Below are 26096 nucleotides of genomic sequence, written 5' to 3'. Positions count from 1 at the left end.
TTACAGAGGCTGTTGTGGTGATTGTAGCCAACGTTCAACATCTGCCACTGTTTTTTGCATAAGTTCATGAAATTGCGTTGAGTTTGCCAGTGAACCAAATAACATTTCACTCGACACAAATTGTGCCAACGCATCACTCGCGTTCATTAGCGACTGATAGTATTCGACATCCAACACCCCATCTTGGTACTCATAGGGTAATTTGCCCTGTGCCCAGCGCTGTAAAAACACGAAGAATAAAGCTGGCAACACCGCAGTGGCCGCTGGAATTTGATTGCGTTGGTAACATTCTTGCAGGGTCGGTGTGATAAACCCGGGGATTTTAGATAACCCATCAGCGGCAACTCGTTGGTTGGTGTCTTTAATGTAAGGGTTACTAAAGCGATCCAAGACCACATCACGGTACTGTGCTAAATCTAACGGACTTGGTGATAACGAAGGGATCACATCTTGTGTGACATAATTCCATGCCATCTGCTTGATTGCAGACTCGCGGGTGCTGTCATCAATAAAATTCAAGCCAATCAAGGTGCCAGCCCAAGCAATACAGCTGTGGCTCGCATTCAGAATACGAATTTTAGCCTCTTCCCATGGTAAAACTGACTCCACCATCTCAACACCTACATTTTCTAATGCAGGGCGCCCATTAATGAAGTCATCTTCAATCACCCACTGAATGAATGCTTCCCCCATGACCGGTGCTTTATCATCCCAACCTGTATGCTGTTTTACACGTTCAGCCACATCTGGTGTTGGCCGAGGTGTGATCCTATCCACCATGGTATTCGGTGAGCGGGTATGTTCTTTCACCCACTGATATAACTCTTTTTCACCTTTTAACTCTAAGAAAGATAAAAAGCCGTGTCTAAAGCGCTCACCGTTATGACGTAAATTATCACAATTTAACAAGGTCACCGGTTCACCATGAGCCGCTAAACGTGCACGTAAAATTTGCGTTAAAGCACCATAAATCGTGCACATTTCACCGGCTAAATCAGCTTTAATATCCGGCTGCTCAGCATCTAATTGGTGCTGAGGCGTTAAATAATACCCCGCTTCCGTGACAGTAAAAGCAATCACACGAGTGGCTGGTTCACAACCCTGTTCAACTAATTGGCTTAAATTTTCATCCCAATGTAATACTTTACGCACCGATGTGATTTTTTCGTACTGGCGCTCCCCTTCTGGCGAAACGGTTTCAAGTGTGTATTCACCATTTTGTTTAGCTAAGTTATCTAGCAATGCATTGGCATCATTACGAATGTTACCTAATGCAATTGACCAACTGTCATCCCCTTGTTGACACAGGCGGTGTAAATACCACGCTTGGTGAGCACGATGAAATGACCCAGCACCGATGTGCATCCACACTGATTTCTGCTTTAGCATTGTGACTCCTTACCTAAAATTAAATATTAGCTATTTTTTTGGGCATATGCCCATTTGTTATATTTTAGTTTCAATTTGAGCGGAATTACTGCGATACTGCTCACGATATTGACTTTTTCCCTTTTAATAAGCAATTGCCCAGAATTACAATAAGTAAAAAAGCAGGAGAGCGTCCATGCAGAAAGAATTAAAAAAAATGGAACAAGCCGCACGTGCGGCGTGGTTATATTTTGTGGCGGGTAAAACTCAACAAGAAATCGCTCATGAACTGGGCCTATCGCGGCAAGTCGCACAACGCCTGATTTCACTGGCAAAAGAACAAGGTATGGTCCATGTTCAAATCACTCACCCAATTACCGAGTGTTTACGGTTAGCCAATGAAATCCAGCAAAAATATCAGTTAAGCCATTGTGTTGTTGTCCCATCGGGTCAGCTGGATACCGACTCAACGCTGGATATGATTTCTGTGGCAGGTACCGAATTAATGGCGCAGTTAATCGAGCCGGATAAACCCCAAGTTATTGGTATTGGCTCTGGCCGGACATTGCGTAGTATTATTGATGCCCTACCTTATTTAGAAACCCCGCAGCATCAATGTGTGTCATTAATTGGTGCTATCGCCCGTGACAGTTCGGCAACTCGATATGACATTCCCCTACGCTTTGCAGAAAAACTGCAATGTCGCCACTATATTTTACCTGCACCACTGTACGCTGATAGCCCAGAAGATAAGGCTATGTGGTGTCAGCACCGCGTCTATAAAGAAGTTACGGAAAAAGCCCTGAACGCAGATATTACATTTATTGGTATTGGTGAGGTGGGCAAAGGTTGCCCATTAAATTCAGAAGGTTTTGTCACTGATGAGCAACTGGAAATGTTGCTGGAAAAAGGCGTTGCGGCTGAACTATTAGGCCATTTTATTCAAGCCAATGGCGAGCGGCTATCGACAGCGTTAGATGAAACTCACACAAGCGTTCCTCTGTTCACCTCACCAAGCAAGCCAGTAATTGCTTTTGCAGGTGGCGCCCATAAAACCCAAGCTATCCAAGCGGTATTAAATGGTAGCTGGGTCACCGGACTCGTGACCGATGAAGCGACAGCCCATCAATTATTGCGATGATCTCTATATTGAATACACGACCGCTTTTTAGATATGCTCCTTGAATGTATAGGGTATTTAAAAGGGTATAATAATTTTTAATATTTTAAATATCATTTAAATCAATTTATTAAGTTTCTATGGGCGGCATAATGTATCATGTAGTCTAAACGCTACTGCTTCCTAAAAAAGCCTGTAAGCTTATAGTTTACAGGCTTTTTTGTTGCTCACGATACAGAATAACGGCTATGAATAGTATTGATAAACAAGTTATACAGGTAAAGACACTTTTATCTTTGCCTAATCTCTCGATTCCTGATTACCAACGGCCTTATAAATGGTCACAAGCAAACTTAGCTGATTTACTCAATGACTTGAAAGTCTATCGAGATAAGCCAGCCTACCGCCTTGGCTCTATCGTGTTTCATGCACGTCCAAAAGATAATTTAGATAAGCATGTTAAAAATACTCAAGAAATACTCGATATTGTTGATGGTCAGCAGCGCACATTAACGCTGGTATTACTCGTTAAAGCGCTGCTAGAAGAACGCTTGTCTGACCTAAAAAGGGTGGATGTAAAAGAGATGCTGGGCGCTCTCGAAGAGCCTATTGATCAGTTTTTACAACGCCAGAAATTTAATAGTGATATTTCAAAGCGGAATTTGCATCAGAATTTTATGGCAGCAAAACGTGCAGTTGCACGAAGTGATTTCACTGAATCAGATATTGCATTTCTATTAGAACGCTGTGAAGTTGTGACTTTTGTGCTTGATGATGTATCTGAAGCATTTCAGTTTTTTGATTCTCAAAATGCAAGAGGCCGAGATCTCGAACCTCATGATTTACTCAAAGCGTTTCATTTACGGGAATTTTCTCAACGTGAATCTGATTTAAAAGCCGATTCAGTGAGTCACTGGGAAAGTTTAGAGAGTAAGCAGCTAGTACAATTATTTGCTAACTATTTATTCCGTATTCGTAATTGGGCACAAGGTAAATCAGCACAGTATTTTAGTAAATCGCAAGTTGGATTATTCAAAGGTGTAAACCTTGATAAGGTTGGGCTCTATCCTTATGTTGAGTCACTTCGCATTGCCCATCATTTCGTTGACAATTATAACGGGCATTATCAGCGCCACATTGACCATCAACATATGCATTTCCCTTTTCATCTTGACCAGATGATTATCAATGGCAGACGTTTTTTTGAAATGACGAGCCATTACCAACATAAAATTACAGAGATAGTCAGCTGTGAGTATAGTAATGAAAGTAAAGAGTCTAAGCTTTCTATTCGCATCGGGGGGCATTGTTTAGAGCCGCTCGCTTGTAAAATTTTACATACCCTCAACACTTACCCCTCTCGCACCCGTACTGGTGACGGTTATGCTCGAACTCTATTTGATTGTGCCGTGATCTTTTACTTCGATAAATTTGGTGAGCATATGTTATCGCAAGCTATTGAGAAATTGTTTATCTGGGCATATAGCTGCCGATTGCAAATGCAAGTGATGGTCATAGAACGCATGGATAAGCATGCACTTACGCATAATGTGTTCGAGCGGATAAAATTGGCGGTACAGCCAAGTGATGTTTTAAATTGGCCTTTAGCAACGCTCAAAGCATCTGATTGTAAAGGAACTAAGCTGAATAAAATTACCGAGCTGTTTAAGGAAATGAAATACTATGAGTAATGTTATAACAGCGGGATCCCATAGCCGTAATGGGAGAGCAAACAATCAAATACAGAGCTATAAAGTTAAAGCACTTTTAAGTGATGAAAGCTGTTATTTGATCCCTATGTATCAACGCAATTATGCGTGGGGCGAGGGGGAAATAAATCAGCTGATACAAGATGTTTTAGATTATCAAGAGCATAAACCCGAGCAGACATACTATATTGGCACATTAGTGGTATTTGAGCGTGACGATGGCCGTTTTGAAGTTATTGATGGTCAACAGCGATTCACAACCCTGACATTGCTCACTTTTGCACTCAAACGGTTATTTTCTACAAGTGAATCCGCAGTTGATATGAGCTGGTATAAAGCGCTCAACTTGAATTTTGAAAGTCGGCCTAAGTCGTCAAATACGTTTGATAGCATAATACAAGGCGTGGCTTTAGAGCACCTAAGAACTGATGAGTACAACCAAGATGTGATTAATGGCTATACGTTAATTAAAAAGGGGCTTGAAAGCCTTGATGGTAAGTTAGAAAGTTTCTGTGACTACCTTTTTAATAAGGTAGAAATTGCCCGTGTTTCAGTACCAAAACATACTGATTTAAATCATTATTTTGAAGTAATGAATAATCGAGGTGAACAACTTGAAAAACACGAAGTTGTTAAAGCAAGGTTGATGTCGATTTTAAATGACATTAATGACTCAAAGGAATGCGAGCAAAGTAAGAAAATACTGAGTAAAGTGTGGGATTCAACGGCAAACATGGAGCGTTATGTTCAGTATGGTTTTAGCCCAGATGAACGACACTGTATATTTGGCAAGGATGATTGGGGGCAGTTCATACCCAAAAATTACACTGAGTTAGCCTCGAGTTTAGGTATTAAAAGCACTGAAGACGATAACAATATCGCTTTGACGCTGAATGAGATACTTGTGAAACCACATCAATCATTACCTAATAATGATACGAGTGTTGGGTCAGAGCGCTTTAATAGCGTGATTAATTTCTCCAATTTTTTACTGCATGTTCTGCGGATTTTAACAAAAAAAAATATTGCTTTAGACGATAAGCGTTTGTTAGAGCAATTTGACAGCTATTTAAAAGATAACGCGAATAATAAGGTTCAAGCTGTACATGATTTTGTATTTGCATTATTGAAATGCAAATACTTATTCGACCAATACGTTATTAAGCGTGAATATAGTGATGGTAAGGATAAATGGAGCTTGAAAAAGCTGCATTTTTATAATCCTAGTAGTCAAAGTTACATAAATACGTTTGATGATAGCCAAGATCAGGATTGTGAAGATGGTTTTGATGGAATTAACCGCCAAATTTTAATGTTATTAAGTGCGCTGCATGTTTCAACACCGACATTAGTGTACAAGCATTGGTTAAATGGTGCGTTATTCCATTTATTCGAAATGGATAAAATTACGGCTCGCTTATATTTACAGAAATTAGAACGTTTAGCTCGCCAGTTCGTATACGGTGGTATTTTAAGCACTGAGGATACTGATTATTATAAATTAATTTATAATAATTTTAATTACAGTGAGTTGGATTCAAATGACACCAGCATCATGAAATTACTTAAGTATGGGATGATTAAGAATAATTTAGTATTTAATTATCTAGATTATTTACTTTGGTGTGATGGAGTACAGAAAAAAGAAAAAGAGGTGATTACTCAGTTTGAGTTTACGTTCAGAAGCTCAGTTGAGCACTTTTATCCCCAACACCCGATAGATGGACATCGTAATCTTGCTGAACATGAATTACACCGTTTTGGTAATTTGTGCTTAATTAGTCACAGTAAAAACTCAAAGTTAAGCAATTTACAGCCAACAGCTAAACGCGACCATTTTCAGGCTGCTATTGACGCTAAACGCATTGATACACTTAAACTGTATGAAATGATTAAGTTAATGGACCGGGCACAGAAGTGGACAGAGATTGAAATTGCAGTGCATGAGAAGGCGATGCTGGCGGTACTCATTGCTGACTCTAAGGTAAAGTATGCAGATGATTGATTTTAGGTAGTAGAAAGACTAAGAAATGGGGCCTATCACTAATAAAATAAATGATTTTATTTTTTGTATTTATGGGGTCCATGACTTATTTTTGCGTTAAGGTGACTCATCGGGTTATATTTAATCCAAGGTAAAAAATAGTTTAAATAAGTAAAGAACATCACGAGCGTCTTGATGGTTTTGTGATAAACTCTGAGCGATTGACAGTTTTTATCAAACCTACTGGGATATCTAGTACGCTAATTTACTGTCATAAATCAGAATTTTGAGTGATTGGAGCTATGAAGGTTCAACAACCAGCTGCAAAAACACAATGAAAAATGAGGGAAAACATGCGAATTAAAGTCTTGCTTGGTGCTGCTGCATTACTAACTTTAGCAGGTTGTACATCAACCAATGATCTGACTGCGGCAGGCTCACAAGTTCGTTTTGTTGAAAATCAACCTGGAAGCGAATGCCAACTTCTTGGTCAAGTCACTGGAACTCAAAGCAACTGGTTGAGCGGCGTTAATAATGATTCTAGCTCTATGCGCGGCGCAGCAAATGATTTACGTAACAAAGCTGCTGCAATGGGTGGTAACGTAATTTTTGGTGCATCAAGCCCAAGCGAAACTGTCTTGTCTAGCTTTGTTCCTGTTGATAGCAAAATGGTTGGCCAAGTTTATAAGTGTCAATAATAATGCATCAATAAGACCCGCTTAATCAGTTAAGCGGGTTTTTTTATACCTATAAACTTCTATGTCTATTAACTTATGCTAGCTTTGACGTAAGTTTAAATCGAGCAAGGTTTTGCTTGGCTCTCCGCCAATTTCTCTCGCTAATTTCGGCACTAAATACCCTGAAACCTGACTTAACAATTCACGAATTAATTGTCGTGCTTCAATATCACTCACTAAGAAGTGGGCTGCGCCTTGGACTTTATCGAGCACATGCAAGTAATACGGTAAAATTCCCGCATCAAATAGGGCATTGCTCAGGTTTGCCAACGCAGTGACATTGTCATTAACTTGGCGGAGTAATACGCTTTGGTTGAGTAGCGTGACGCCCGCGCGTTTTAATCTCTGCATCGCTTTCGTAAACTCATCATCAATCTCGTTAGCGTGGTTAACGTGGGTCACCATAATGACCTGCAAACGTGACTGGGATAAGCGCTGGCATAGGGTATCTGTAATTCTTTCAGGGATCACCACCGGTAAGCGAGAATGAATTCGCAAGCGCGTAATATGTGGAATTTCCTCAAGTTGGCTAATTAACCAGTCAAGTTCGTGGTCTTTTGCCATTAATGGATCACCGCCAGAGAAGATGATTTCATTGAGTTCACTGTGGTTTTTTATATAATCCACAGCCATCAACCAGTTATTTTTATTTCCTTTGTTATCTTCATAAGGAAAATGCCGGCGAAAGCAGTATCGACAGTTCACTGCACAACCCCCTTTAACCAGCATTAATGCGCGGTTACGGTACTTGTGGAGTAAACTCGGGATCGCGTTATCCTGCTCTTCTAGTGGATCAGTAGAAAAACCTGGATGTATATCGAACTCTGCTTTTGCGGTTAATACTTGCAATAACAGAGGGTCTAGTGGATCACCTTTTTTCATTCGAGAAATAAAAGGACGCGGAACGCGTAAGGGGAATAACTTACGTGCTTCATGACCTTCTCGCGATGGCTGATGGTCTTCTAAGTTTAGTAATTGCAGCAATTCATCCGGATTAGTGACTGCTTCGGCAAGTTGTTGTATCCAGACTTCTCTGGATGAGGTATTTTGAGTTATAATATCGACCATTTTTTGGCTATGCCATTTTTAGTTTATAAATAGAGGATCTCCATGGCTACTTATAGTACCAATGAATTCCGCTCAGGTCTTAAAATCATGTTAGATGGTGAGCCGTGTGCAATTCTTGAAAGTGAATTCGTTAAACCGGGTAAAGGTCAAGCGTTCGCACGCGTTCGTCTGCGTAAACTGCTTTCTAACAAGTTGTTGGAAAAAACCTTTAAATCTACTGACTCTTGCGAAGGTGCAGATGTCATGGATATGAACTTAACTTACCTGTACAACGACGGTGAGTTCTGGCACTTCATGAACAACGAAACTTTCGAACAGCTGGCAGCAGATGCTAAAGCTATCGGTGATAACGACAAATGGCTGATCGACCAAGCTGAGTGTATTTTAACTCTGTGGGATGGTCGCCCAATCGCGGTTACACCACCTAACTTCGTTGAGTTAGAAGTTGTTGAAACAGATCCAGGTCTGAAAGGCGATACAGCAGGTACTGGTGGTAAACCAGCAACGTTAAGCACTGGTGCAGTGGTTAAAGTTCCTCTGTTCGTTCAGATTGGCGAAGTGATCAAAGTTGACACTCGTTCAGGCGAATACGTTTCACGCGTAAAATAATCGCCGACAGATCAAGCCCGCCATTATAGTGAGTGGTGAAGTGAGATCAAGAAGAGCCGAATGCAGTTTCGCACTGTATTCGGCTTTTTTATTTGTGGGGCTCGGACAGAGCAATGATTAACAACATTTAAACCCGCCTTTACCCTTACCACCGTAGCGAGCATCCTGCCGCTCTTTGAAAAACTCTTCATAAGTCATCGGCGTTTGGTCAGGATGGGTGCGTTGCATGTGAGCGACGTAGTTGTCGTAGTCGGGGACGCCGACCATCATTTTGGCGGCTTGGCCTAAGTAACGGGCCGCTTTCCCTAAGTTTCCAAACATAAATCCTCGTCATATTTTGTTTTGTCGCGTTGTTAGCTTCACTTGGCTACCCTAGTCACATACTTGTGTATGCTCCTAGGGATATCCTCGTTTGCTGCCTAGCTACAATACAAACTATTTAGAGGATTGCACTGTAGCTAGCGATTTTGGAGAAAGAGAGTGAGTTTTGAAAAATATTTAAAACAAAATTGCTCAGCTCTCAATCTCCGGTGTATTAATGATGGCGGGTATTCGCCACGATCTCTTCGTAGTTGGCTGGCATTGGTTCGTAAGGAACTTCGTTGGCAGTTGGTTCCTTAGATTTCAATGCTTTTAACGCGGTACGGATAGAGAACAGGGCGAGAACCACAACCACAATCATAAAGAAAATCGTTAAGCCAGCATCTAAACGGTTATTGAAAACCAACTGAGTTAACTGTGATTCCGTATATTGCGGTGGCAAGTTGCCGCTATCTAACATCGCTTGGAATTTATTCGCGACCGCTAAGAAACCAACGCGGGCATCTTCACTGAAGGTCTTTTCCCAGCCAGCGGTCATTGTACACACCAATAGCCACGAAGTTGGTAATAGAGCGACCCATGCATAGGCTTGGCGCTTCATCTTGAACAGAACGACCGCGCATAGCATCAATGCCATACCGGCTAGCATCTGGTTGGCGATACCAAACAGCGGCCATAAGGTGTTAATACCACCGAGTGGGTCAACGACGCCCTGATGCAAGAAATATCCCCATGCCAGCACACACAATGCAGTGGCTATTAGGTTAGCAGGCAGAGAATCCGTCCTTTTCAAGGATGGCGAAATCACACCCAGCAAATCTTGCAGCATAAAGCGTGCTGCGCGGGTTCCGGCATCCACTGCAGTCAGGATAAACAGCGCTTCAAACAAAATGGCGAAGTGGTACCAGAATGCCACATTCATCAACCCGCCTAGCGCGCCATGAAGAATATACGCCATACCTACTGCGAGGGTTGGTGCGCCCCCTGCGCGGGAAATAATACTGGTTTCACCGACATCATTGGCAATTTGGGTCAACTGTTCAGGGGTAATCTGGAAGCCCCAACTGCTAACCACTTGGGCCGCTGAAGCCACTACATCTGTGGTACCCGCAGGCGCTAACATCGCCATTGGGCTGTTCATCGCGAAATAAACGCCCGGGTCAATCACACAAGCCGCGACTAACGCCATGATAGCCACGAATGACTCCATCAACATCCCGCCATAACCGATAAAACAAGCTTGGTTTTCATTAGCGAGCATTTTCGGTGTGGTACCGGAAGAGATTAAGGCGTGGAAGCCAGAAACGGCACCACAAGCGATAGTAATAAATAAGAATGGGAATAAATCCCCTGCCCATACAGGGCCAGTTCCATCAATATACTTAGTTAACGACGGCATTTGCAGATTTGGATTTAAAATCAAAATACCAATCGCCAGACCAATAATTGTCCCGATTTTCAAGAAAGTAGAAAGATAATCACGAGGGGCTAATAACAGCCAAACAGGCAGAACTGCAGCCACAAAACCATAGCCAACTAGCATCCACGTTAGCTGTACGCCAGTGTAGTCAAAATAAGGCGCCCATGTCTCACTCTCTGCGACCCAGCCACCTGAAATAATCGCAAAAACTAAGAAAATCAGACCAATAATAGAAACTTCACCAATACGACCCGGGCGAATATAGCGGGTATAAATCCCCATAAAAATAGCCAGTGGGATGGTAAAGGCAACGGTATAAGTTCCCCAAGGACTGTGTGTTAACGCTTTCACGACAATCATCGCGAGCACGGCAAGGATAATCACCATGATCATAAAGCAGGCAATTAATGCAATGACGCCAGCGGTATTACCCATTTCCTCTTTAACGAGTTCACCCAAAGAGCGGCCATCGCGGCGAGTTGAAACGAATAGCACCATAAAATCTTGTACAGCCCCTGCCAGTACCACCCCTGCGAGCAGCCACAGCATACCCGGTAAATACCCCATTTGTGCAGCAAGTACAGGCCCCACTAATGGACCCGCGCCTGCAATGGCAGCGAAGTGGTGACCAAATAACACTTTTTTGTCGGTTGGTACATAATCCAGACCATCGTTGTGACGAATGGCTGGCGTCATACGAGTGGAGTCCACTTGCAGGACTTTTTTTGCAATAAACAGTCCATAGTAACGATATGCGATCAAATAAATACAGACCGCGGCGACCACGATCCACAGGGCGTTAATTTGTTCGCCTCGGTTTAATGCAATATAACCGAGTGAAAACGCGCCGAGCAGAGCGAGAACAATCCAAATCAATTGTTTACCCATAGCCTTTCCCCATCCATTTCGTTAACGAGCTTTATTAGTTATTTATATAAGTAAAAACCCAAACAGATATAGCGAGAGTTACGGAAAAGAAAAAGTAGCTAAATCGAGACACTTAATTGAAATTGTAGATAAATTTCAATATTGCAATTGGCATCACTAAAATTGAAATTAATATTGGATTTTATCTTGTTTTGGTCTAGCGTTAATCCATTGATTGAATTTATATTCTGATTAATTATTGTTTCTTAGATTATAATTCCAATTTATTTTTTTGGGGTGGGAGGCTGTAAATGATATAAAAGACAAAAAATACCGGAAGAAAATTTCCGGTATTTTAATATGTTAGCGGTTATTTTCTGATCATCTGAATGATTTTTTTACCAAATAGTGTCGTGATTAGTCCGAACATAATCAAAACTAACCCAGCAATTTGTATGCCGTTAATATGCTCACCAAGGAATAACGCGCTGCTACTTAACCCAAAAACGGGCACCAATAAAGAGAATGGTGCGACGCGCCAAGCCTCATAACGTCCGAGCAGAACGCCCCACAATCCATAACCCACAAAAGTGGAAAGGTAGGCAAGATACAAAATCACGCCGAGCACAGACCAATCAAACCCCGCTAAGCCTTGTGCAATGGCATCTTCACCTTCGAAAATCCAAGAGCTTAATAAGAAAGGAATAATCGGAATTAGGGCACTCCAACTGACCAAGGAAAGTGCGCTGCATTTTTCTTCGCCTTGGTGCTGCATAATGATGCGGTTGGTGATATTACCAAACGCCCAAGAGAGCCCTGCGATCAAAATAAAGATCAAGCCTAACAGGGGGATATCATCGATGCCGCCAGAGGTTGCGCCATTGGCTAAAATCCCAAGCCCAGCGATAGCGATAAACATACCGAGAAAATGGGTTGGCTGTAGGGATTCTTTAAGGATCACGGCACCGAGCAAGATCGTGAAGAAAGCTTGTGATTGTAAAATCACTGAGGCAATCCCTGCTGGCATACCCACACGCAAGGCACAAAATAGAAATGCAAACTGCCCAAAGCTAATGGTTAGCCCATAAATCAGTAATAGCTTCAGCGGAATTTTGGGGCGCTTGAATAGAAAAATAGCAGGGAAAGCCACAAACACAAAACGTAAGGCACCGAGGAGTAGTGGGGGTAAGGCGGTTACGCCAAGTTTGATGATCACGAAGTTGACGCCCCAAATAATCACGACACACAGGGCAAGTAATATATCTTTGATTCGCATGGTGTTTTCTCGGTACAGAATTGGCGGTGGACCTCTACTTTACCTGTGCTTTGGGATTTGTGCGACGATATTGCATGTCAGGACTCAAATTCAGCATGAATAGGATAAATATGGGTGTTAATTTAGCGTTAATTATTATTTTAAGTGACTTGAGTCTCTGAAATTGAACGTTTATAATACGGTTTCATTTCGCGTGTTCAGGACGACCTGAAACCATCACGTTTAAGTAATGGGGACGACCCCGAGAAGTTGACGGAGTACATCCACCATGGCTTGGATCATCTTATTATTTGCCGGTTTATTAGAAGTTGTTTGGGCAGTGGGTTTAAAGTATACCCATGGTTTTACGCGCCTAACCCCAAGTGTTATCACTATCGCCGCCATTATCGCCAGCATGGGCTTACTCGCTTATGCGATGCGTGACTTACCTGCAGGAACTGCTTACGCGATTTGGACGGGTATCGGTGCTGTTGGTACCGCAATTTTCGGGATTATTTTCCTTGGCGAATCCGCCAATATGTTCCGCTTATTGAGCCTTGGCTTGATTGTGATGGGGCTAATTGGGTTAAAACTTTCTAGTTAAGCCTATGAGAATAAGAACGGGTGAGCGATGGTTCACCCGTTTGGGCCATTGCAGCATAATATAATTTAAATAACATGGTCGTTATATTTGTTTTGTTTCCTCAATCAATAGAACTGACTTCTTTGCTTTTAGGTTGATGGTGCAAATAACGAGATGGCCATATTTCATCGGGTGCCATTTCTAAAAACTCAGCAATAATTCTTTCTCCTTTAGGCCAACGGCGTGACAATGCATTATTCAATGTTGAAGGGTTTAAGCCGACAGATCTTGATATTGCGGATAATGTGGTTCCTTTCTTTCGAATGGCGGCAATAATGTCCGCAGGATGCCAATCTTGTTTCATATTATTCTCCAATAATTCTAAAATAATTAATTATTAAATTTAATTAAATATATTTTAATTAAATTCACCGTAGGGTTTTTCTGGGATATTAAATTAAAAAAATAAATTATCTTTTTAAATGTCAATTAAATTAATCTTTGACATGAAAAATTTCTATGTTAAAGATATGTCGTTAATTTTCCATTGGTGTATTTTTAATTTAATTCTTGGTAGAGGTATAAAATGAATGTAGAAAGCATTGAAATGGAAGCTTTGAGTAAAAATATGAGAAAGGATTTATTTAATTATTTTGATTGGGATAGTTTTGATGTTCATTATACTGTAGTAGATGTTGATAATAAAAAAATATATGCACTGTCAAGTAATTATGAATGGCAATTGATTTATTGGCATGAAGATATGGACTTGAATTTAGATGAAAGATTGCATGTGGGAATTCAATATTGGAAAAACTATTCGAATGCTTACAGGGAAATATTATCAAAGTTGGACTTTAAAAATAAAAAAATAGATTTTTGTAATCGATATAATAATGTCTTCGAAATACTCTCAGTTAATTCTTTCGAAACGGTGCCATCTTTGGATTTACTATCACTATGTAAGTGGCGAACAGTAATGGCGAGTTACGCTTATGAAAAATGGAATGAAGATGGGTATGTTCCAATTCCAATTAGGCAGGAAATAAATGTAATACAAAATGAAAATTCACTTAGAGGAATAAAGGAAGTTCATGATTATATTCGATTCGGCAATATCTCCTTTTCAAATAGAGAAATTTTGACGGTTAAATTATTACTTTCTCATCGGAGTATAAAAGAGATTAGCCAAATTCAAGGCTGTACAGAAGCTATTGAAACTTTAAGGGTTGAAAATATTAAGGATAAATTAAAGTATAAAGGTGAAGTTAATAATAAATTATTCAATGTTATGGAGGAACACTGTATTACATTGAACAGTTTGGGTGGGATTGAGTTGTAATAAATAGATTTCATCGAATTTCTATAAGGAAAAGGAATTAACTTATGAAATGGAAGTTAAGATTTGGCGCAGTGACAGGCAATGCTTTAGAGTTTTATGATCTTGCTATTTTTGCAGCTATTTCATCGTATTTAAGTGCAGAATTGGCTCGGCTAGGTTATCAACAAGCAACGGAAATGGTTTGGGCAATCTTTGCGTTACGTTTTCTTATGCGTCCAATTGGCGGATATGTTATAGGACGATATGCAGATAAAGTAGGTAAAAAATCTGCGTTAATTTTAGTGAGTATTATTACAGGTAGTGCAACACTGATGATGGGGCTACTTCCAATTCATTTGCTTGGAGCATATGCGCCATTAGTAATTTTAATACTTCAAATGGCATTATCTTTTAGCTATGCAGGTGAGGCTCCATCATTATCGACTTATTTATATAAAGACTCTCAGCCTCATGAACGGGGGCGCATATCGGGTTTGCTGACAGGGAGTGCTGTCGTCGGCGTGATTGGTTCACTAGCGATTGTCTTATTACTTGAAAGTATTTTAGATGCTGAATCTATGCAAAAATTTGGCTGGCGCATTCCATTGCTATTAGGATTAGCGAATATACTCATCTGTTTTTGGTTTAGGTACCGACTACCGAATCAGCCTATAGAGAAAGTGAAAGATAAAATTGACTGGTTTAAATCATTGAATATTTTTCTTATCGTTATTCCTGGTTCAGTTATTTTCTATACATTAAATTTCTCATCATCTTTTATAATTAAAGAATTAAATTTAGATGAGTTTAAAAGCGTATATTCAATTGCATCTTCTATATTTTTATTGTTTTTCATAATTTTAGTTGGTGTGTTGACAGATAAATACAGTACTCCTGGAAAAGTATTTGAATATGGTGTTAAGCTTGCGTTTGTATTTTCTATTCCGATTTATTTTTTTATATCTAATTATGGTTTGGTTATAACAGTTGTATCACAAATAATAATGCTCATTATATCCGCAATGGTTTTATGCAATTGGAATTACGCAATGACAAAACCTGCTGATGGGCATGTGACCACATTAAGTATGGGATATAACATTGCATCAGTTATTATCGGAGGGGTAACGCCTATGATTATAAGTAATTTGGTGAGTTTTCATGTTTCTCTAGTGGGTGTTTTTGTTATGTTGAGCTCATTGTCATTGTTTCTTTCATTATTTTTAAGAAGAAAAAATTCTTTAATCAGAATTAAGGGGTGAAATATGGATGTGGAAAATAAATATCTTGAATCTTCGTGTGCTGATTTTAATCGTAAATTCCTTAATTATTTTGATTGGAATGAGGTGGATGTTACTTATAGTCGAATAGATTTAAGTAATAATGTTGTTAGAACTCTCTCAAACCAATATGAATGGATTTTAATTTTTTGGGATGATGATTTAGATAAAAAGGTGGAAGAAAGGCTGGTGAACGGTGTTCAATATTGGAATAATTATTCTGATTTGTTCAAAAAAACATTATCTAAAAGCCATAAGAGTGAAATTAAAGTGGATTTTTGCACGAAATATGGCAGTGTTTATGAAATTATTTCTGTAAATTCAAATAAAAAATTGGAGAGTAAGAATTTACTAGAATTGTATAAATTAAGGGCCGTTGTTTCGGATTATGCCCATAATTTATGGAAGGATAATGAAGAAATAATTTTACCACTTCGAGCGGAGCTTAATGCATTGAGTGAGTCTAGAAATCCTAAAAGGGAAATATTAGATACTCACCAATATATGCGCTTTGGTAATATTCGTTTTACTCGCAAAGAAATGATTACTATTCGTTTATTACTTTCCCACTGCAAAGTAAAAGAAATTAGTTATATCCAAGGTTGTGCAGAAGCCAATGAGCATAAACGGATTCAACGTATTAAAGAAAAACTAGGATGTCCTTATGTTTCTTCAAGTGGGTTATTTGCAGTTTTGAAAGAACATGGCATTACATTAGCGTGTTTAGAAACATTGGTGAGCTATCCGTAATTTTCCGACCGTGTGTATTTAGGACGAAAATTTTACAACAAGGATGATGCGATGAAATGGAAATATCGCTTTGGTATCGCCATAGGAAATGCGTTGGAATATTATGGTATTGCAGTATTTGCTGCAATATCAGTTTATTTGAGTGCAGAGTTGGAAAAATTAGGTTATTCACAATCCACCATAATGGTATGGGGTATTTTTGCGCTACGTTTTTTAATTCGACCTATTGGTGGGGTTGTTATAGGGCGCTATGCAGATATTGCAGGGAAAAAAGCGGCGTTAGTCTTGACGAGTTTTATTACCGGTATTGCGACATTATGCATGGCATTATTACCGATCCAATTATTAGGCATTTATACCCCAATCGCTATTTTAATACTTCAGTTGGCTCTTACTTTTAGTTTTGGTGGTGAGTACCCATCGGTAGTGACTTACTTATTTTCTGATGCGAAAAATAACGAGCGAGCCAGAATTGCGGCACTGATCTCTGGAAGTGTAGTGGTAGGGGTTATTCTTTCCGTAGGATTAATCACGTTTTTACAGAAAATCCTTGATAAAGAAACGATGCACAGTATTGGTTGGCGTATTCCATTATTGGTAGGCTTACTCAATATAGGAATCAGTTTTTGGTTTCGCGCGAGGTTACCAGAAAAACCGGAAAATAAAGCAGAAAAGCGAGCGTTTAATTGGCAGGGGATCGTTTATTTATTTTTGTTAACCGCGCCTGCCTCAGTGGCCTTTTATTCACAAAACCTTTCTGGAACAATTATTGTTAACCACTTGAAGCATGAGGTATTAAAGGATATTTATCCTCTGATATCTTCTGGGCTTCTGCTAGTACTGATTGTTTTAACTTGCTGGTTCACAACGAAATGCAGTACGCCATCGAAAATATATCGGATGGGAGTCGCTGCGTTAGTGCTCTTATCCGTCCCTGTTTATTTTACACTTCAGCTCGATAGCCTCATGTTAGTTGGCGTTGCGCAGTTGGTGATTGCGGGGTGTTCTGCAATGATTATTGCAAATTTACCGGCCGTACTGGCAAGTGCTGTTCATGGTAATACCGCAATGCTAGGCGCTGGCTATAACGGGGCTTCTGTGTGCATTGGGGGGATAACACCGTTAGCCATTATCTACTTGAGCGATTTTCACTTAGGTTATGCAGGCTGTTTTATCGCATTTTGCGGAGCATTATTCTTCCTGACACGTTGGCTACCGAAATCGCAAGAATTGGGATGCACTTAATGATTAGCCCCGTAGATAAAATCTATGGGGTTATTTTCTATTAGACAGAGTAATTTTGAAAAACGCTTATACAGCAATTCGCCCAAATTGCTTTGGTTGTATTCGCTGGTTGTGGCGAGGTTATCCACGGCTGCATGCATTGCATGATAAATCATCGTGGAGATAAGCTCATGCGGTTCTGCGTGCCAATTATCCAGACCCAACCATCCCAAATAATGAATGTTTGATTGAATATTAAAGTGAGTGTCAGTGACTAATAACGCAGCCAGTAACGTTATCAATAGACAAAAAAATACCCCACCACGCAGTGCGCTGATGGGGTATTTGTTATTAATATATTTTGCTAATCAATAATTACAGTGTGAATACACCGATAATCGCGATTACGCTAATGATTGCAGAGCTGCCGTAGAACACCCATTTTGTTGCTGGAACATGCACTTTAAAATCGTGCAGAGTGTGGTGAATACGGTGCATACCACACCATACTGGCAGAATAATCATCAGTAATAAGAAAATACGACCAATAAAGCTTTGGCTAAATGCCATGATGCGCTCATAGCTCAGCATTTCTGGTGCGACACCTAATGGGATTAAAATACCCAGTAAAAGGATGATTGCAGGACCAATAACGGCGCTCCACATACCACCTGCACCAAATAATCCCCAGAAAATCGGCTCATCGGAACGTTTAGGCGTTAGATTCATCAGATTCTCCTTCGATTAAAATAGTAATGCGATTGCTAAAATAGCCGCAGTCACGACTATAGTGAGTGCCCAGAAGCCTTTTACGATTGGCTCATCTGGCAGTTTCTTATCTTTAACTATGATAGCCACGGCTTTTGGTGCTAGCTTGAACCACGTTGTGGTATGCAGCAGGGTTGCAGCCAGTGTCACGATGTTAATGATCAGAATGATTGGGTTACTTAAGAACCCAACAAAGCCCGCCCATGATTCAGGTCCATTTTTCAGCGCAAATACGCCGTACAGGACTAAAATACTGAACCAAACCTGAAGCACGGAAGTGCTTTCACGCATGATGTAAAAGCGGTAGAAACCCAGCTTTTGCCACCAGTCGCCTTTCATTTCCCTGACATAGGGTTTACGTTTAGTTGTCATGACTTCAATTCTCCTTATCGTGGCTTCAGCATGGCGATAACAAAGTCTTGCGCACTCGCAACTTTACCTTGTTGGATAGCCGCCGCCGGGTCGACATGCTTAGGACAGACTTCAGAGCAGTAACCTACAAACGTACAGCTCCATACACCGTTGTCACCATTTAATAATGGCATACGCTCTTTCGCGCCGTGGTCACGGTTATCGAGGTTGTAGCGCTCTGCTAAGGTGATTGCCGCAGGGCCTAAGAACTCAGGGTTCAGACCAAACTGTGGGCACGCTGCATAGCACAGACCGCAGTTAATACAGCCAGAGAACTGATGGTATTTCTCCATCTGAGCTGGAGTTTGCTTGTTCGGACCGTCAGATGGTTTGCGATCATTACCAATAATGTAAGGCTTGATAGCTTCTAGACGTTCGATAAAGCTTGTCATATCAACAACAAGGTCACGCTCGATAGGGAAGTTACCCAGTGGCTCAATTTTGACTCCTTGCGGATAGTCACGCAGGAATGTTTTACAAGCCAGTTTAGGAACATTGTCTACCATCATGCCGCAAGAGCCACAGATAGCCATACGGCAAGACCAACGGTAAGACAGGTCTGGCGCGAGGTTATCTTTGATGTAGCCCAAAGCATCTAACAAAGAGGTTTGCTCGTCATAAGGGACATCATAAGTCACTAAATGGGGTTCATTGTCCGTTTCTGGATTGAAACGCATGATCTCCATTTTTAAGTGTTTCATATCATCCATTAGCTTGCTCCTTATTCGCCTTATCTTGAGCTGCCCCTTCAGCACCATACACACGTTTCGCTGGTTGTGATTTAGTGATTTTCACATCAGAGTACTCAAGGCGTGGTGCACCTTCTGGGTTATAGAACGCCAGAGTATGTTTCAGGAAGTTGACGTCATCACGCTCAGTGCAACCTTCGTCAAGACGTTGGTGCGCACCGCGAGACTCTTTACGGTTAATCGCAGAGTGAGCCATACATTCCGCTACGTCTAAGCCGAAGCCTAACTCGATGGTGTACAGTAAGTCAGTGTTGAAGACGCTGCTATGGTCAGTGATTTCAACATGCTTGAAGCGCTCTTTCAGCTCTGCCAGTTTATCAACGGTTTTCTGCATTAATTCAGGGGTACGGTAGATACCGCAACCTTCTTCCATCGAAATACCCATTTCATCACGGATTTTCGACCAGCTCTCTTTACCTTTTTGGTTCAGAAGTTTTTGCAGGTCATTTTCGATGTCACGAGTACGTGCTTCGATAGCGCTTGCATTTGCAGGCGTTGCTTCAGCCGCATGACGTGCCGCTTCTTCACCCGCTAAGCGACCAAATACCACTAATTCTGCCAGTGAGTTAGAACCTAAACGGTTTGCACCGTGTAAGCCAACAGATGAACACTCACCTACCGCGAACAGACCTTTAATGCGGGTTTCTGTGCGTTGATCAGTTTCAATACCACCCATGGTGTAGTGAGCTGTTGGACGAACAGGAATTGGTTCATTTACAGGGTCAACACCCACGTAAGCTTTTGCCAGCTCACAGATAAATGGTAGACGTTCATGCAGTTTTTCAGCACCTAAGTGACGTAAATCCAGATACACAACATCACCACGGTGAGTGCTGATAGTGCGACCTGCACGCCATTCGTGCCAGAATGCTTGTGAAACTTTGTCACGAGGACCCAGTTCCATATATTTGTTTTCTGGTTTGCCCAGTGGCGTTTCAGGACCCATACCGTAGTCTTGCAGATAGCGATAGCCATCTTTGTTGACTAAGATACCGCCTTCACCACGACAACCTTCAGTCATCAGGATACCGGAACCTGGCAGACCAGTAGGGTGATACTGAACGAATTCCATATCACGTAATGGCACACCATGACGCAGCGCCATACCCATACCGTCACCGGTTACGATACCGCCGTTGGTGTTATAGCGGTAAACACGACCCGCACCACCCGTGGCCATAACGATAGCATTGGCACGAATTTGAACTTTCGTACCTTCCATCATGTTCAGAGCAACCAGACCACGCGCCTGACCTTCGTCCACGATGATGTCGAGAACAAAGTGTTCGTCGAAACGTTGGATTTGAGGATATTTTAATGAAGTTTGGAACAGGGTATGCAGCATGTGGAAGCCAGTCTTATCGGCTGCGAACCAAGTACGTTCAATTTTCATCCCACCGAAACGGCGAACGTTAACTGAACCATCTGGTTTACGGCTCCAAGGGCATCCCCATTGTTCTAGTTGGGTCATTTCTGTTGGGCAGTGTTCGACGAAATAATCGACGACATCTTGCTCACACAGCCAGTCACCACCAGAAACGGTATCATTAAAATGATAGTCATAGGAATCATGGGCTTGAGTAACTGCGGCTGATCCCCCCTCTGCGGCCACGGTGTGGCTACGCATTGGGTAAACTTTTGAGACCAGAGCAATCTTGATATTGGGATTTGCTTCAGCAGCAGCAATTGCTGCACGTAAGCCTGCGCCCCCGGCCCCGATAATCGCTAAATCGGCATTGAAGGTTTGCACTGCGCTTCTCCATTGTTCAAGTGTAAAGTGTTAAATTAATAAATTCTTTTAAATACTTTTAGTGCTTAGCTATTTCAGTTTCAGTTTGCATTTAGGCAAATCTGCAAAGAATCTTTTTTTAATCGTAAATATATAATAGCTAATAACGACTTATTATGTTGGGAATTATAACGAATAGTGGCAGGGATAAATTTGATATAGAAAGGTGTTTTGGGTGATATTACCCTTAAAATGTGATCTGCATCTTCTTTTTGTAAATTGTTTTTAGGTGTGAAGGGATTGTAGAGAAACCGGAAATAATAAAAAGGAATTTCAAATAATTATCATTAAATTTAACAGAATTCCTAGCATTTAAAACCAACTAAAATCGTCAAATTATTCTTTCTAACAGTGGATAATCTGGTATTCCTCGAGGAAGCTCTAGAATCATATCGAAGATAAAATTGCGAAAGAGCTCACTGTTTAGTAGGTCGTTTAATTTTTAATACTAAAAAATAGATTTAAATTGTATCAATAAGGTGAGTGGTAAAGTTCGGTTTTAACATTTGCATCACAAGTTATAAGAAAAAATCATGTTTTTGTTTTTTTAACTCAATGTTAAAAGTGAATAATAAAGCTTTTTTGCCTAATCGTATAAAGCAGGAGATAATCACGTCATCTTTTCTCGCCTTGAATCATATCCCCTATCGATACTCAGATAGCGCATAATATCCACAATATTCCATTGTGTGTTAAGGGGGAGGTGAGTACACTGCACGACTAAGTTTATTTTGGAGTTATTTTAATGAGTGAAGTAGCGAATTGGCTGCCTACAGCCCCCATCGCTAACCTGTTACAGCGCGCAAAAATTGTTGCGGAAATCAGACGTTTTTTCGCTGATCGCTGTGTACTTGAGGTAGACACACCCGCAATGAGTCAGGCGACAGTGACTGACATTCATCTTGTTCCATTTGAGACACGCTTTGTGGGACCCGGTGCTGCTCAGGGCATTAATTTATATTTGATGACTAGCCCTGAATACCATATGAAGCGCTTATTGGCGGCGGGAAGTGGGCCTATCTATCAAATGTGCCGAAGCTTTCGTAATGAAGAAGCGGGAAGACACCATAACCCTGAATTTACGATGCTCGAGTGGTACCGACCACACTTTGATATGTATCGCTTAATCAATGAAGTGGATGACCTTCTGCAACAAGTGCTGGAATGCGAAAGTGCTGAGCTACTCTCTTATCAGCAAGCATTTTTACGCCATCTAGATATTGACCCGCTCTCTGCGGAAAAAAGCGAGCTACGCGAAGTGGCTGCCCGCTTAGATTTAAGCAATGTGGCGGACAATGAAGAAGACCGCGACACTTTGTTGCAGCTACTGTTTACCATGGGCGTGGAGCCACATATTGGTAAAGAGAAGCCTGCGGTGGTTTATCACTTCCCGGCAACGCAAGCGTCATTAGCGGTGATTAGCACGGAAGATCACCGTGTAGCAGAGCGTTTTGAAGTCTATTTTAAAGGCATGGAGCTGGCAAATGGCTTCCATGAGCTGACGGATGTGGGCGAACAGCGCCAACGTTTCGAGCAAGATAATCGTAAACGTGCTGCTATGGGTTTACCTGTTCAACCGATTGATGAAAACTTGCTTGCAGCGCTTGAACACGGTTTACCGGCATGTTCCGGTGTGGCTGTTGGTGTTGATCGCTTAATCATGCTGGCACTGAATGCCGAACGAATCAGTGATGTGATTGCATTCCCTGTGACGATTGCTTAGTACTCCTATAGGGTATGTTAAAAAGAGAAAATCCCAGCAAGGCTGGGATTTTTTATATCGTCTAACCTTCTATTTTACTTCTGCTTTTGCTGCTCTAAGAACTTAACCCCTAAATCAGGGAAGTCTGTGAAAACACCATCAACATCAGCTTGGTTATAAATAATGTCATATAACTGCTGACCATCTTTCGCATATTTAGGTAATTTGTCCACACGGATAGTAAATGGGTGCACCGCCATATGGTTTGCGTGGGCTTCCTTCACCATACCGTTCACTTTGATATTGGTTGGCGTAGAATCTTCGCTAATGAGCATATGGTAATCAGGACCAATCCCATCTGCGTAGGTCGCAATCTCTTTCATCGCACCCGGCTTCATCATCCAATCATAGTTATAGTTTACCCAAGTGCCATCTGGCTTCTGTTCTTGCGTCTCTTCCCAATCGGTATAAGCGATTAATTGGATTAGTTTTAAATCCATTCCCATTTCTGGCATCAGTTTCGTTTTGATGCGTTTTAGGTCAATTGGGTCGAAAGATTGCAGATAAACGTTAGAATCTTTGTTGGTATAGCCATATTCTTTCAGGACTTCTAAGGTTTTCTTGGTGATATCCTTGCCTTCTTGTTGATGGAACCAAGGGGCTTTAATTTCAGGATAGATACCGATATTTTTACCCGTAGATTTGTTCAAACCTTGAATAAATTCAATCTCTTCTTGGAAGGTGTGGACACGGAAATCGGATTTACCCATTGGGAAACGGTTTGGATAGCTTTGGACTTTTTTGCCATCAACAATGTCAAAACCTTCCGTGAATTTCAGGGATTTAATTTCTGGCAGCGTAAAATCAATCGCGTAATAGCGACCATCTTTACGTGCGCGATTTGGAAATTTATCTGCCACATCAGTGACGCGATCCAGATAATGGTCATGAAGAACAACCAGCTCATTATCTTTGGTCATCACTAAATCTTGTTCGAGGAAATCTGCACCTTGCGCATACGCCATCGCTTTCGCTGGAAGGGTATGTTCCGGTAAATAACCACTTGCACCACGATGTGCAATCACCACTTTACCTGCCGTTTCGGCAGCAGCAGAGACGGACATCACTAAGACCATACTTGCGACTAATGTTTTTAATTGAAAATTCATCAGTAAATCTCCTTGGTACTCATTATTTGTAGGTAAAGAGCTTTATAGCTAAACAGTTTTTTAGATAAATAAATTTATAAATAAATACTTTTACAGATAATAAATTGTGCCGATAACAAATTTTGGGTAAAAAAATGGGCTATATCCTTTTCTTGATATAACCCATCAATCTAGCGAATCAACTCAACATATGTGGTGGCTTATTGGTTTTGAGCGAGTTCACGTTTATGTTTACTTTCGCTCAGCATAACGATGAACAGTAAAACAACAGACAGTGCAGAACCACCGATCATCACAGCAAAACCGCCGTTCCAACCGAAGTAGTCAACGGTATAACCGACGATAGCACTTGCAGCAACAGAACCACCAAGATAACCGAATAAACCGGTGAAGCCTGCGGCGGTACCCGCTGCTTTCTTAGGTGCAAGCTCAAGAGCGTGCAGACCAATTAGCATGACTGGGCCATAGATTAAGAAACCGATAATCAACATACATGCCATATCAACGCCTGGGTTACCCGGAGGGTTCATCCAGAAGACGATAGTTGCAATAGTCACTAAGGTCATGAAGAACACACCTGTCGCACCACGGTTACCACGGAAGACTTTATCCGACATCCAACCGCACAACAGGGTTCCTGGGATACCCGCATATTCATACAGGAAATAAGCCCATGAAGATTTGTCCATGGTGAAGTGTTTAACTTCACGCAGGTAAGTTGGTGACCAGTCCAGAACACCGTAACGCAGTAAGTATACGAACACGTTAGCGATAGCAATCATCCACAGAAGTTTGTTAGGGAATACATACTTCATGAAGATAGCTTTAGCTGTTAATTCTTCTTCATCAGAGGCTTTATAGTCTGTTGGATAGTCGTTTTTGTACTCTTCAATTGGTGGCAGGCCACAAGATTGCGGAGTATCACGCATTAATGCGAAGGCAATCAGTGCAACTAAAATTGCCGCCAATGCAGGCATATACAGCGCCGCTTTCCAGTCGTTAAACCATGCCATACCTAACAGGAACAGTAATGGAGGCAGACCACCACCGACGTTATGCGCACAGTTCCAAACAGAGACGATACCGCCACGTTCTTTTTGTGACCACCAGTGAACCATGGTACGTCCACAAGGAGGCCAACCCATACCTTGGAACCAACCACATAAGAACAGCAGCACGAACATAACCATGATGCTAGAGGTTGCCCATGGTACGAAGCCCATGAATAGCATGACAAGTGAAGCGAGGATCAAACCTGCCGGTAAGAAGTACCGAGGGTTAGCACGGTCAGAAAATGAGCCCATGATAAATTTGGAGAAACCATAGGCGATTGAAATCCCAGATAATGCGAAACCAAGGTCACCTTTAGAGAAACCTTGTTCAACGAGGTAAGGCATTGCGAGGGCGAAGTTCTTTCTAACTAAATAGTATGCTGCGTAACCGAAGAAAATCCCCAGGAAAATCTGCCAACGTAATTTACGATAGACGGGGTCTATTTTATCCGCTGGCAGCCTCTCGATATGAGCGGCGGGTTTAAACATGCGTAACATAAAGCCTCCGATGGCATGTCAGTAGTTATATGCTCTTCATTTCACATATGTTGTGAAGTTGTTGAGCGTTTATTATGGGGTAAGTAACAAAAACGAAAACAATCGAGTTTCTTTGAGCGCTTTTATTTTCCAATTGCGCTAAATCTTAATCGTTAAAAAACATTTTATCTGTAATCTAACGCACAATTATTGATTTTGTTTATCTGGCTGCATAGTTAATGCGATTTGTGAATGGAATGGAACTGAAATTGTGAATTATTTTGTGAGTATCATCACGCTTCTACGCTTTAATGTACCTAATTTGTACTTTTGACTTTCGTTTTTGTTCCTTATCAAACATTG

At 41.2% G+C, this 26096-nt stretch carries 24 protein-coding genes; 11 read left to right on the top strand and 13 right to left on the bottom strand.

The genetic code is table 11. The features are described 5' to 3' along the window. Entirely contained in the window at positions 1-1389 is a 1389-nt protein-coding gene (gene dalD, locus LDO51_RS03580; protein ID WP_225576377.1) for a D-arabinitol 4-dehydrogenase, read from the bottom strand. Between the two features lie 175 nt (positions 1390-1564). On the opposite strand from dalD, the gene LDO51_RS03575 reads away from it, so the two are divergent. From LDO51_RS03575 to LDO51_RS03560, 4 genes are all read left to right on the top strand, one after another. Then, a complete protein-coding gene (locus LDO51_RS03575) occupies positions 1565-2509 on the top strand; it encodes a sugar-binding transcriptional regulator (protein ID WP_225576376.1) in 945 nt (314 codons plus the stop codon). A 227-nt stretch (positions 2510-2736) separates the two neighbouring features. Further along, positions 2737-4179, top strand: a complete 1443-nt coding sequence (locus LDO51_RS03570; protein ID WP_225576375.1) for a DUF262 domain-containing protein — start codon at positions 2737-2739, stop codon at positions 4177-4179. Next, a complete protein-coding gene (locus LDO51_RS03565; protein WP_225576374.1) occupies positions 4172-6202 on the top strand; it encodes a GmrSD restriction endonuclease domain-containing protein in 2031 nt (676 codons plus the stop codon). Before LDO51_RS03570 ends, LDO51_RS03565 begins: the two co-directional genes overlap by 8 nt. Positions 6203-6534: 332 nt before the next feature. Continuing rightward, positions 6535-6879, top strand: coding sequence for a DUF4156 domain-containing protein (locus LDO51_RS03560; RefSeq protein ID WP_282560289.1), 345 nt, complete (start codon positions 6535-6537; stop codon positions 6877-6879). Positions 6880-6957: 78 nt separating this feature from the next. Here the strand turns inward: LDO51_RS03560 and epmB are convergent, their stop codons facing one another. Beyond that, positions 6958-7986 (bottom strand): EF-P beta-lysylation protein EpmB, encoded by a 1029-nt coding sequence (gene epmB / locus LDO51_RS03555; RefSeq protein ID WP_154639356.1) that lies wholly within the window; start codon positions 7984-7986, stop codon positions 6958-6960. 42 nt (positions 7987-8028) lie between these two features. On the opposite strand from epmB, the gene efp reads away from it, so the two are divergent. Further along, positions 8029-8595, top strand: a complete 567-nt coding sequence (efp, locus tag LDO51_RS03550; protein WP_154603511.1) for an elongation factor P — start codon at positions 8029-8031, stop codon at positions 8593-8595. 117 nt (positions 8596-8712) lie between these two features. Here efp and LDO51_RS03545 read toward each other — a convergent pair whose 3' ends face one another. From LDO51_RS03545 to LDO51_RS03535, 3 genes are all read right to left on the bottom strand, one after another. Next, entirely contained in the window at positions 8713-8916 is a 204-nt protein-coding gene (locus LDO51_RS03545; RefSeq protein WP_006658997.1) for a YbdD/YjiX family protein, read from the bottom strand. 214 nt (positions 8917-9130) lie between these two features. Continuing rightward, positions 9131-11224 carry a pyruvate/proton symporter CstA gene (cstA, locus tag LDO51_RS03540; RefSeq protein WP_225576372.1) on the bottom strand — a complete coding sequence of 698 codons (2094 nt, stop codon included), beginning with the start codon at positions 11222-11224 and terminating at the stop codon, positions 9131-9133. A gap of 349 nt (positions 11225-11573) precedes the next feature. Continuing rightward, positions 11574-12479 carry an EamA family transporter gene (locus tag LDO51_RS03535; RefSeq protein ID WP_225576371.1) on the bottom strand — a complete coding sequence of 302 codons (906 nt, stop codon included), beginning with the start codon at positions 12477-12479 and terminating at the stop codon, positions 11574-11576. A 268-nt stretch (positions 12480-12747) separates the two neighbouring features. Between LDO51_RS03535 and sugE the strand changes: the two genes are divergently transcribed. After that, entirely contained in the window at positions 12748-13062 is a 315-nt protein-coding gene (gene sugE, locus LDO51_RS03530; protein WP_225576370.1) for a quaternary ammonium compound efflux SMR transporter SugE, read from the top strand. A 100-nt stretch (positions 13063-13162) separates the two neighbouring features. On the opposite strand, the gene LDO51_RS03525 is transcribed toward sugE, so the two are convergent. Then, positions 13163-13405, bottom strand: coding sequence for a helix-turn-helix domain-containing protein (locus LDO51_RS03525; RefSeq protein WP_225576369.1), 243 nt, complete (start codon positions 13403-13405; stop codon positions 13163-13165). A gap of 222 nt (positions 13406-13627) precedes the next feature. On the opposite strand from LDO51_RS03525, the gene LDO51_RS03520 reads away from it, so the two are divergent. From LDO51_RS03520 to LDO51_RS03505, 4 genes are read left to right on the top strand one after another with little or no spacing between them, the layout of a single operon-like run. Continuing rightward, the gene (locus LDO51_RS03520) at positions 13628-14383 is read left to right on the top strand and encodes a hypothetical protein (protein WP_225576368.1); all 756 of its coding nucleotides are present in this window, start codon (positions 13628-13630) and stop codon (positions 14381-14383) included. Between the two features lie 44 nt (positions 14384-14427). Next, positions 14428-15624, top strand: a complete 1197-nt coding sequence (locus LDO51_RS03515; RefSeq protein ID WP_225576367.1) for an MFS transporter — start codon at positions 14428-14430, stop codon at positions 15622-15624. A gap of 3 nt (positions 15625-15627) precedes the next feature. Beyond that, a complete protein-coding gene (locus LDO51_RS03510) occupies positions 15628-16392 on the top strand; it encodes a hypothetical protein (protein ID WP_225576366.1) in 765 nt (254 codons plus the stop codon). Between the two features lie 51 nt (positions 16393-16443). After that, positions 16444-17637 carry an MFS transporter gene (locus LDO51_RS03505; protein ID WP_225576365.1) on the top strand — a complete coding sequence of 398 codons (1194 nt, stop codon included), beginning with the start codon at positions 16444-16446 and terminating at the stop codon, positions 17635-17637. Here the strand turns inward: LDO51_RS03505 and LDO51_RS03500 are convergent. The 5 genes from LDO51_RS03500 to frdA form a co-directional block, all read right to left on the bottom strand. Beyond that, entirely contained in the window at positions 17634-17918 is a 285-nt protein-coding gene (locus tag LDO51_RS03500) for a hypothetical protein (RefSeq protein ID WP_225576364.1), read from the bottom strand. The genes LDO51_RS03505 and LDO51_RS03500 overlap by 4 nt on opposite strands. A 73-nt stretch (positions 17919-17991) precedes the next feature. Continuing rightward, positions 17992-18345 (bottom strand): fumarate reductase subunit FrdD, encoded by a 354-nt coding sequence (gene frdD / locus LDO51_RS03495; protein ID WP_006659009.1) that lies wholly within the window; start codon positions 18343-18345, stop codon positions 17992-17994. Positions 18346-18360: 15 nt separating this feature from the next. Further along, positions 18361-18756 carry a fumarate reductase subunit FrdC gene (gene frdC / locus LDO51_RS03490; protein ID WP_006659010.1) on the bottom strand — a complete coding sequence of 132 codons (396 nt, stop codon included), beginning with the start codon at positions 18754-18756 and terminating at the stop codon, positions 18361-18363. Positions 18757-18770: 14 nt separating this feature from the next. Beyond that, the gene (locus tag LDO51_RS03485) at positions 18771-19505 is read right to left on the bottom strand and encodes a succinate dehydrogenase/fumarate reductase iron-sulfur subunit (protein ID WP_224059149.1); all 735 of its coding nucleotides are present in this window, start codon (positions 19503-19505) and stop codon (positions 18771-18773) included. Continuing rightward, a complete protein-coding gene (frdA, locus tag LDO51_RS03480; protein WP_036955970.1) occupies positions 19498-21294 on the bottom strand; it encodes a fumarate reductase (quinol) flavoprotein subunit in 1797 nt (598 codons plus the stop codon). The genes LDO51_RS03485 and frdA overlap by 8 nt, the downstream gene beginning before the upstream one ends. Before the next feature lie 784 nt (positions 21295-22078). Here frdA and epmA point away from each other — a divergent pair. Next, on the top strand, positions 22079-23056 hold the full coding sequence (epmA, locus tag LDO51_RS03475) for an elongation factor P--(R)-beta-lysine ligase (RefSeq protein WP_036955971.1): 978 nt from the start codon (positions 22079-22081) through the stop codon (positions 23054-23056). Between the two features lie 74 nt (positions 23057-23130). Here the strand turns inward: epmA and glpQ are convergent, their stop codons facing one another. Together glpQ and glpT are read right to left on the bottom strand one after the other, a co-directional pair. Beyond that, the gene (gene glpQ, locus LDO51_RS03470; RefSeq protein ID WP_225576363.1) at positions 23131-24204 is read right to left on the bottom strand and encodes a glycerophosphodiester phosphodiesterase; all 1074 of its coding nucleotides are present in this window, start codon (positions 24202-24204) and stop codon (positions 23131-23133) included. A gap of 200 nt (positions 24205-24404) precedes the next feature. After that, positions 24405-25754, bottom strand: a complete 1350-nt coding sequence (glpT, locus tag LDO51_RS03465) for a glycerol-3-phosphate transporter (protein ID WP_225576362.1) — start codon at positions 25752-25754, stop codon at positions 24405-24407. Between the last annotated feature and the right edge of the window lie 342 nt (positions 25755-26096).

It is taken from the genome of Providencia alcalifaciens, from assembly GCF_020271745.1.
In the GTDB taxonomy this organism is placed as follows: Bacteria; Pseudomonadota; Gammaproteobacteria; order Enterobacterales; family Enterobacteriaceae; genus Providencia; species Providencia alcalifaciens_B.
This window is presented reverse-complemented; position numbering and strand designations above follow the sequence as displayed.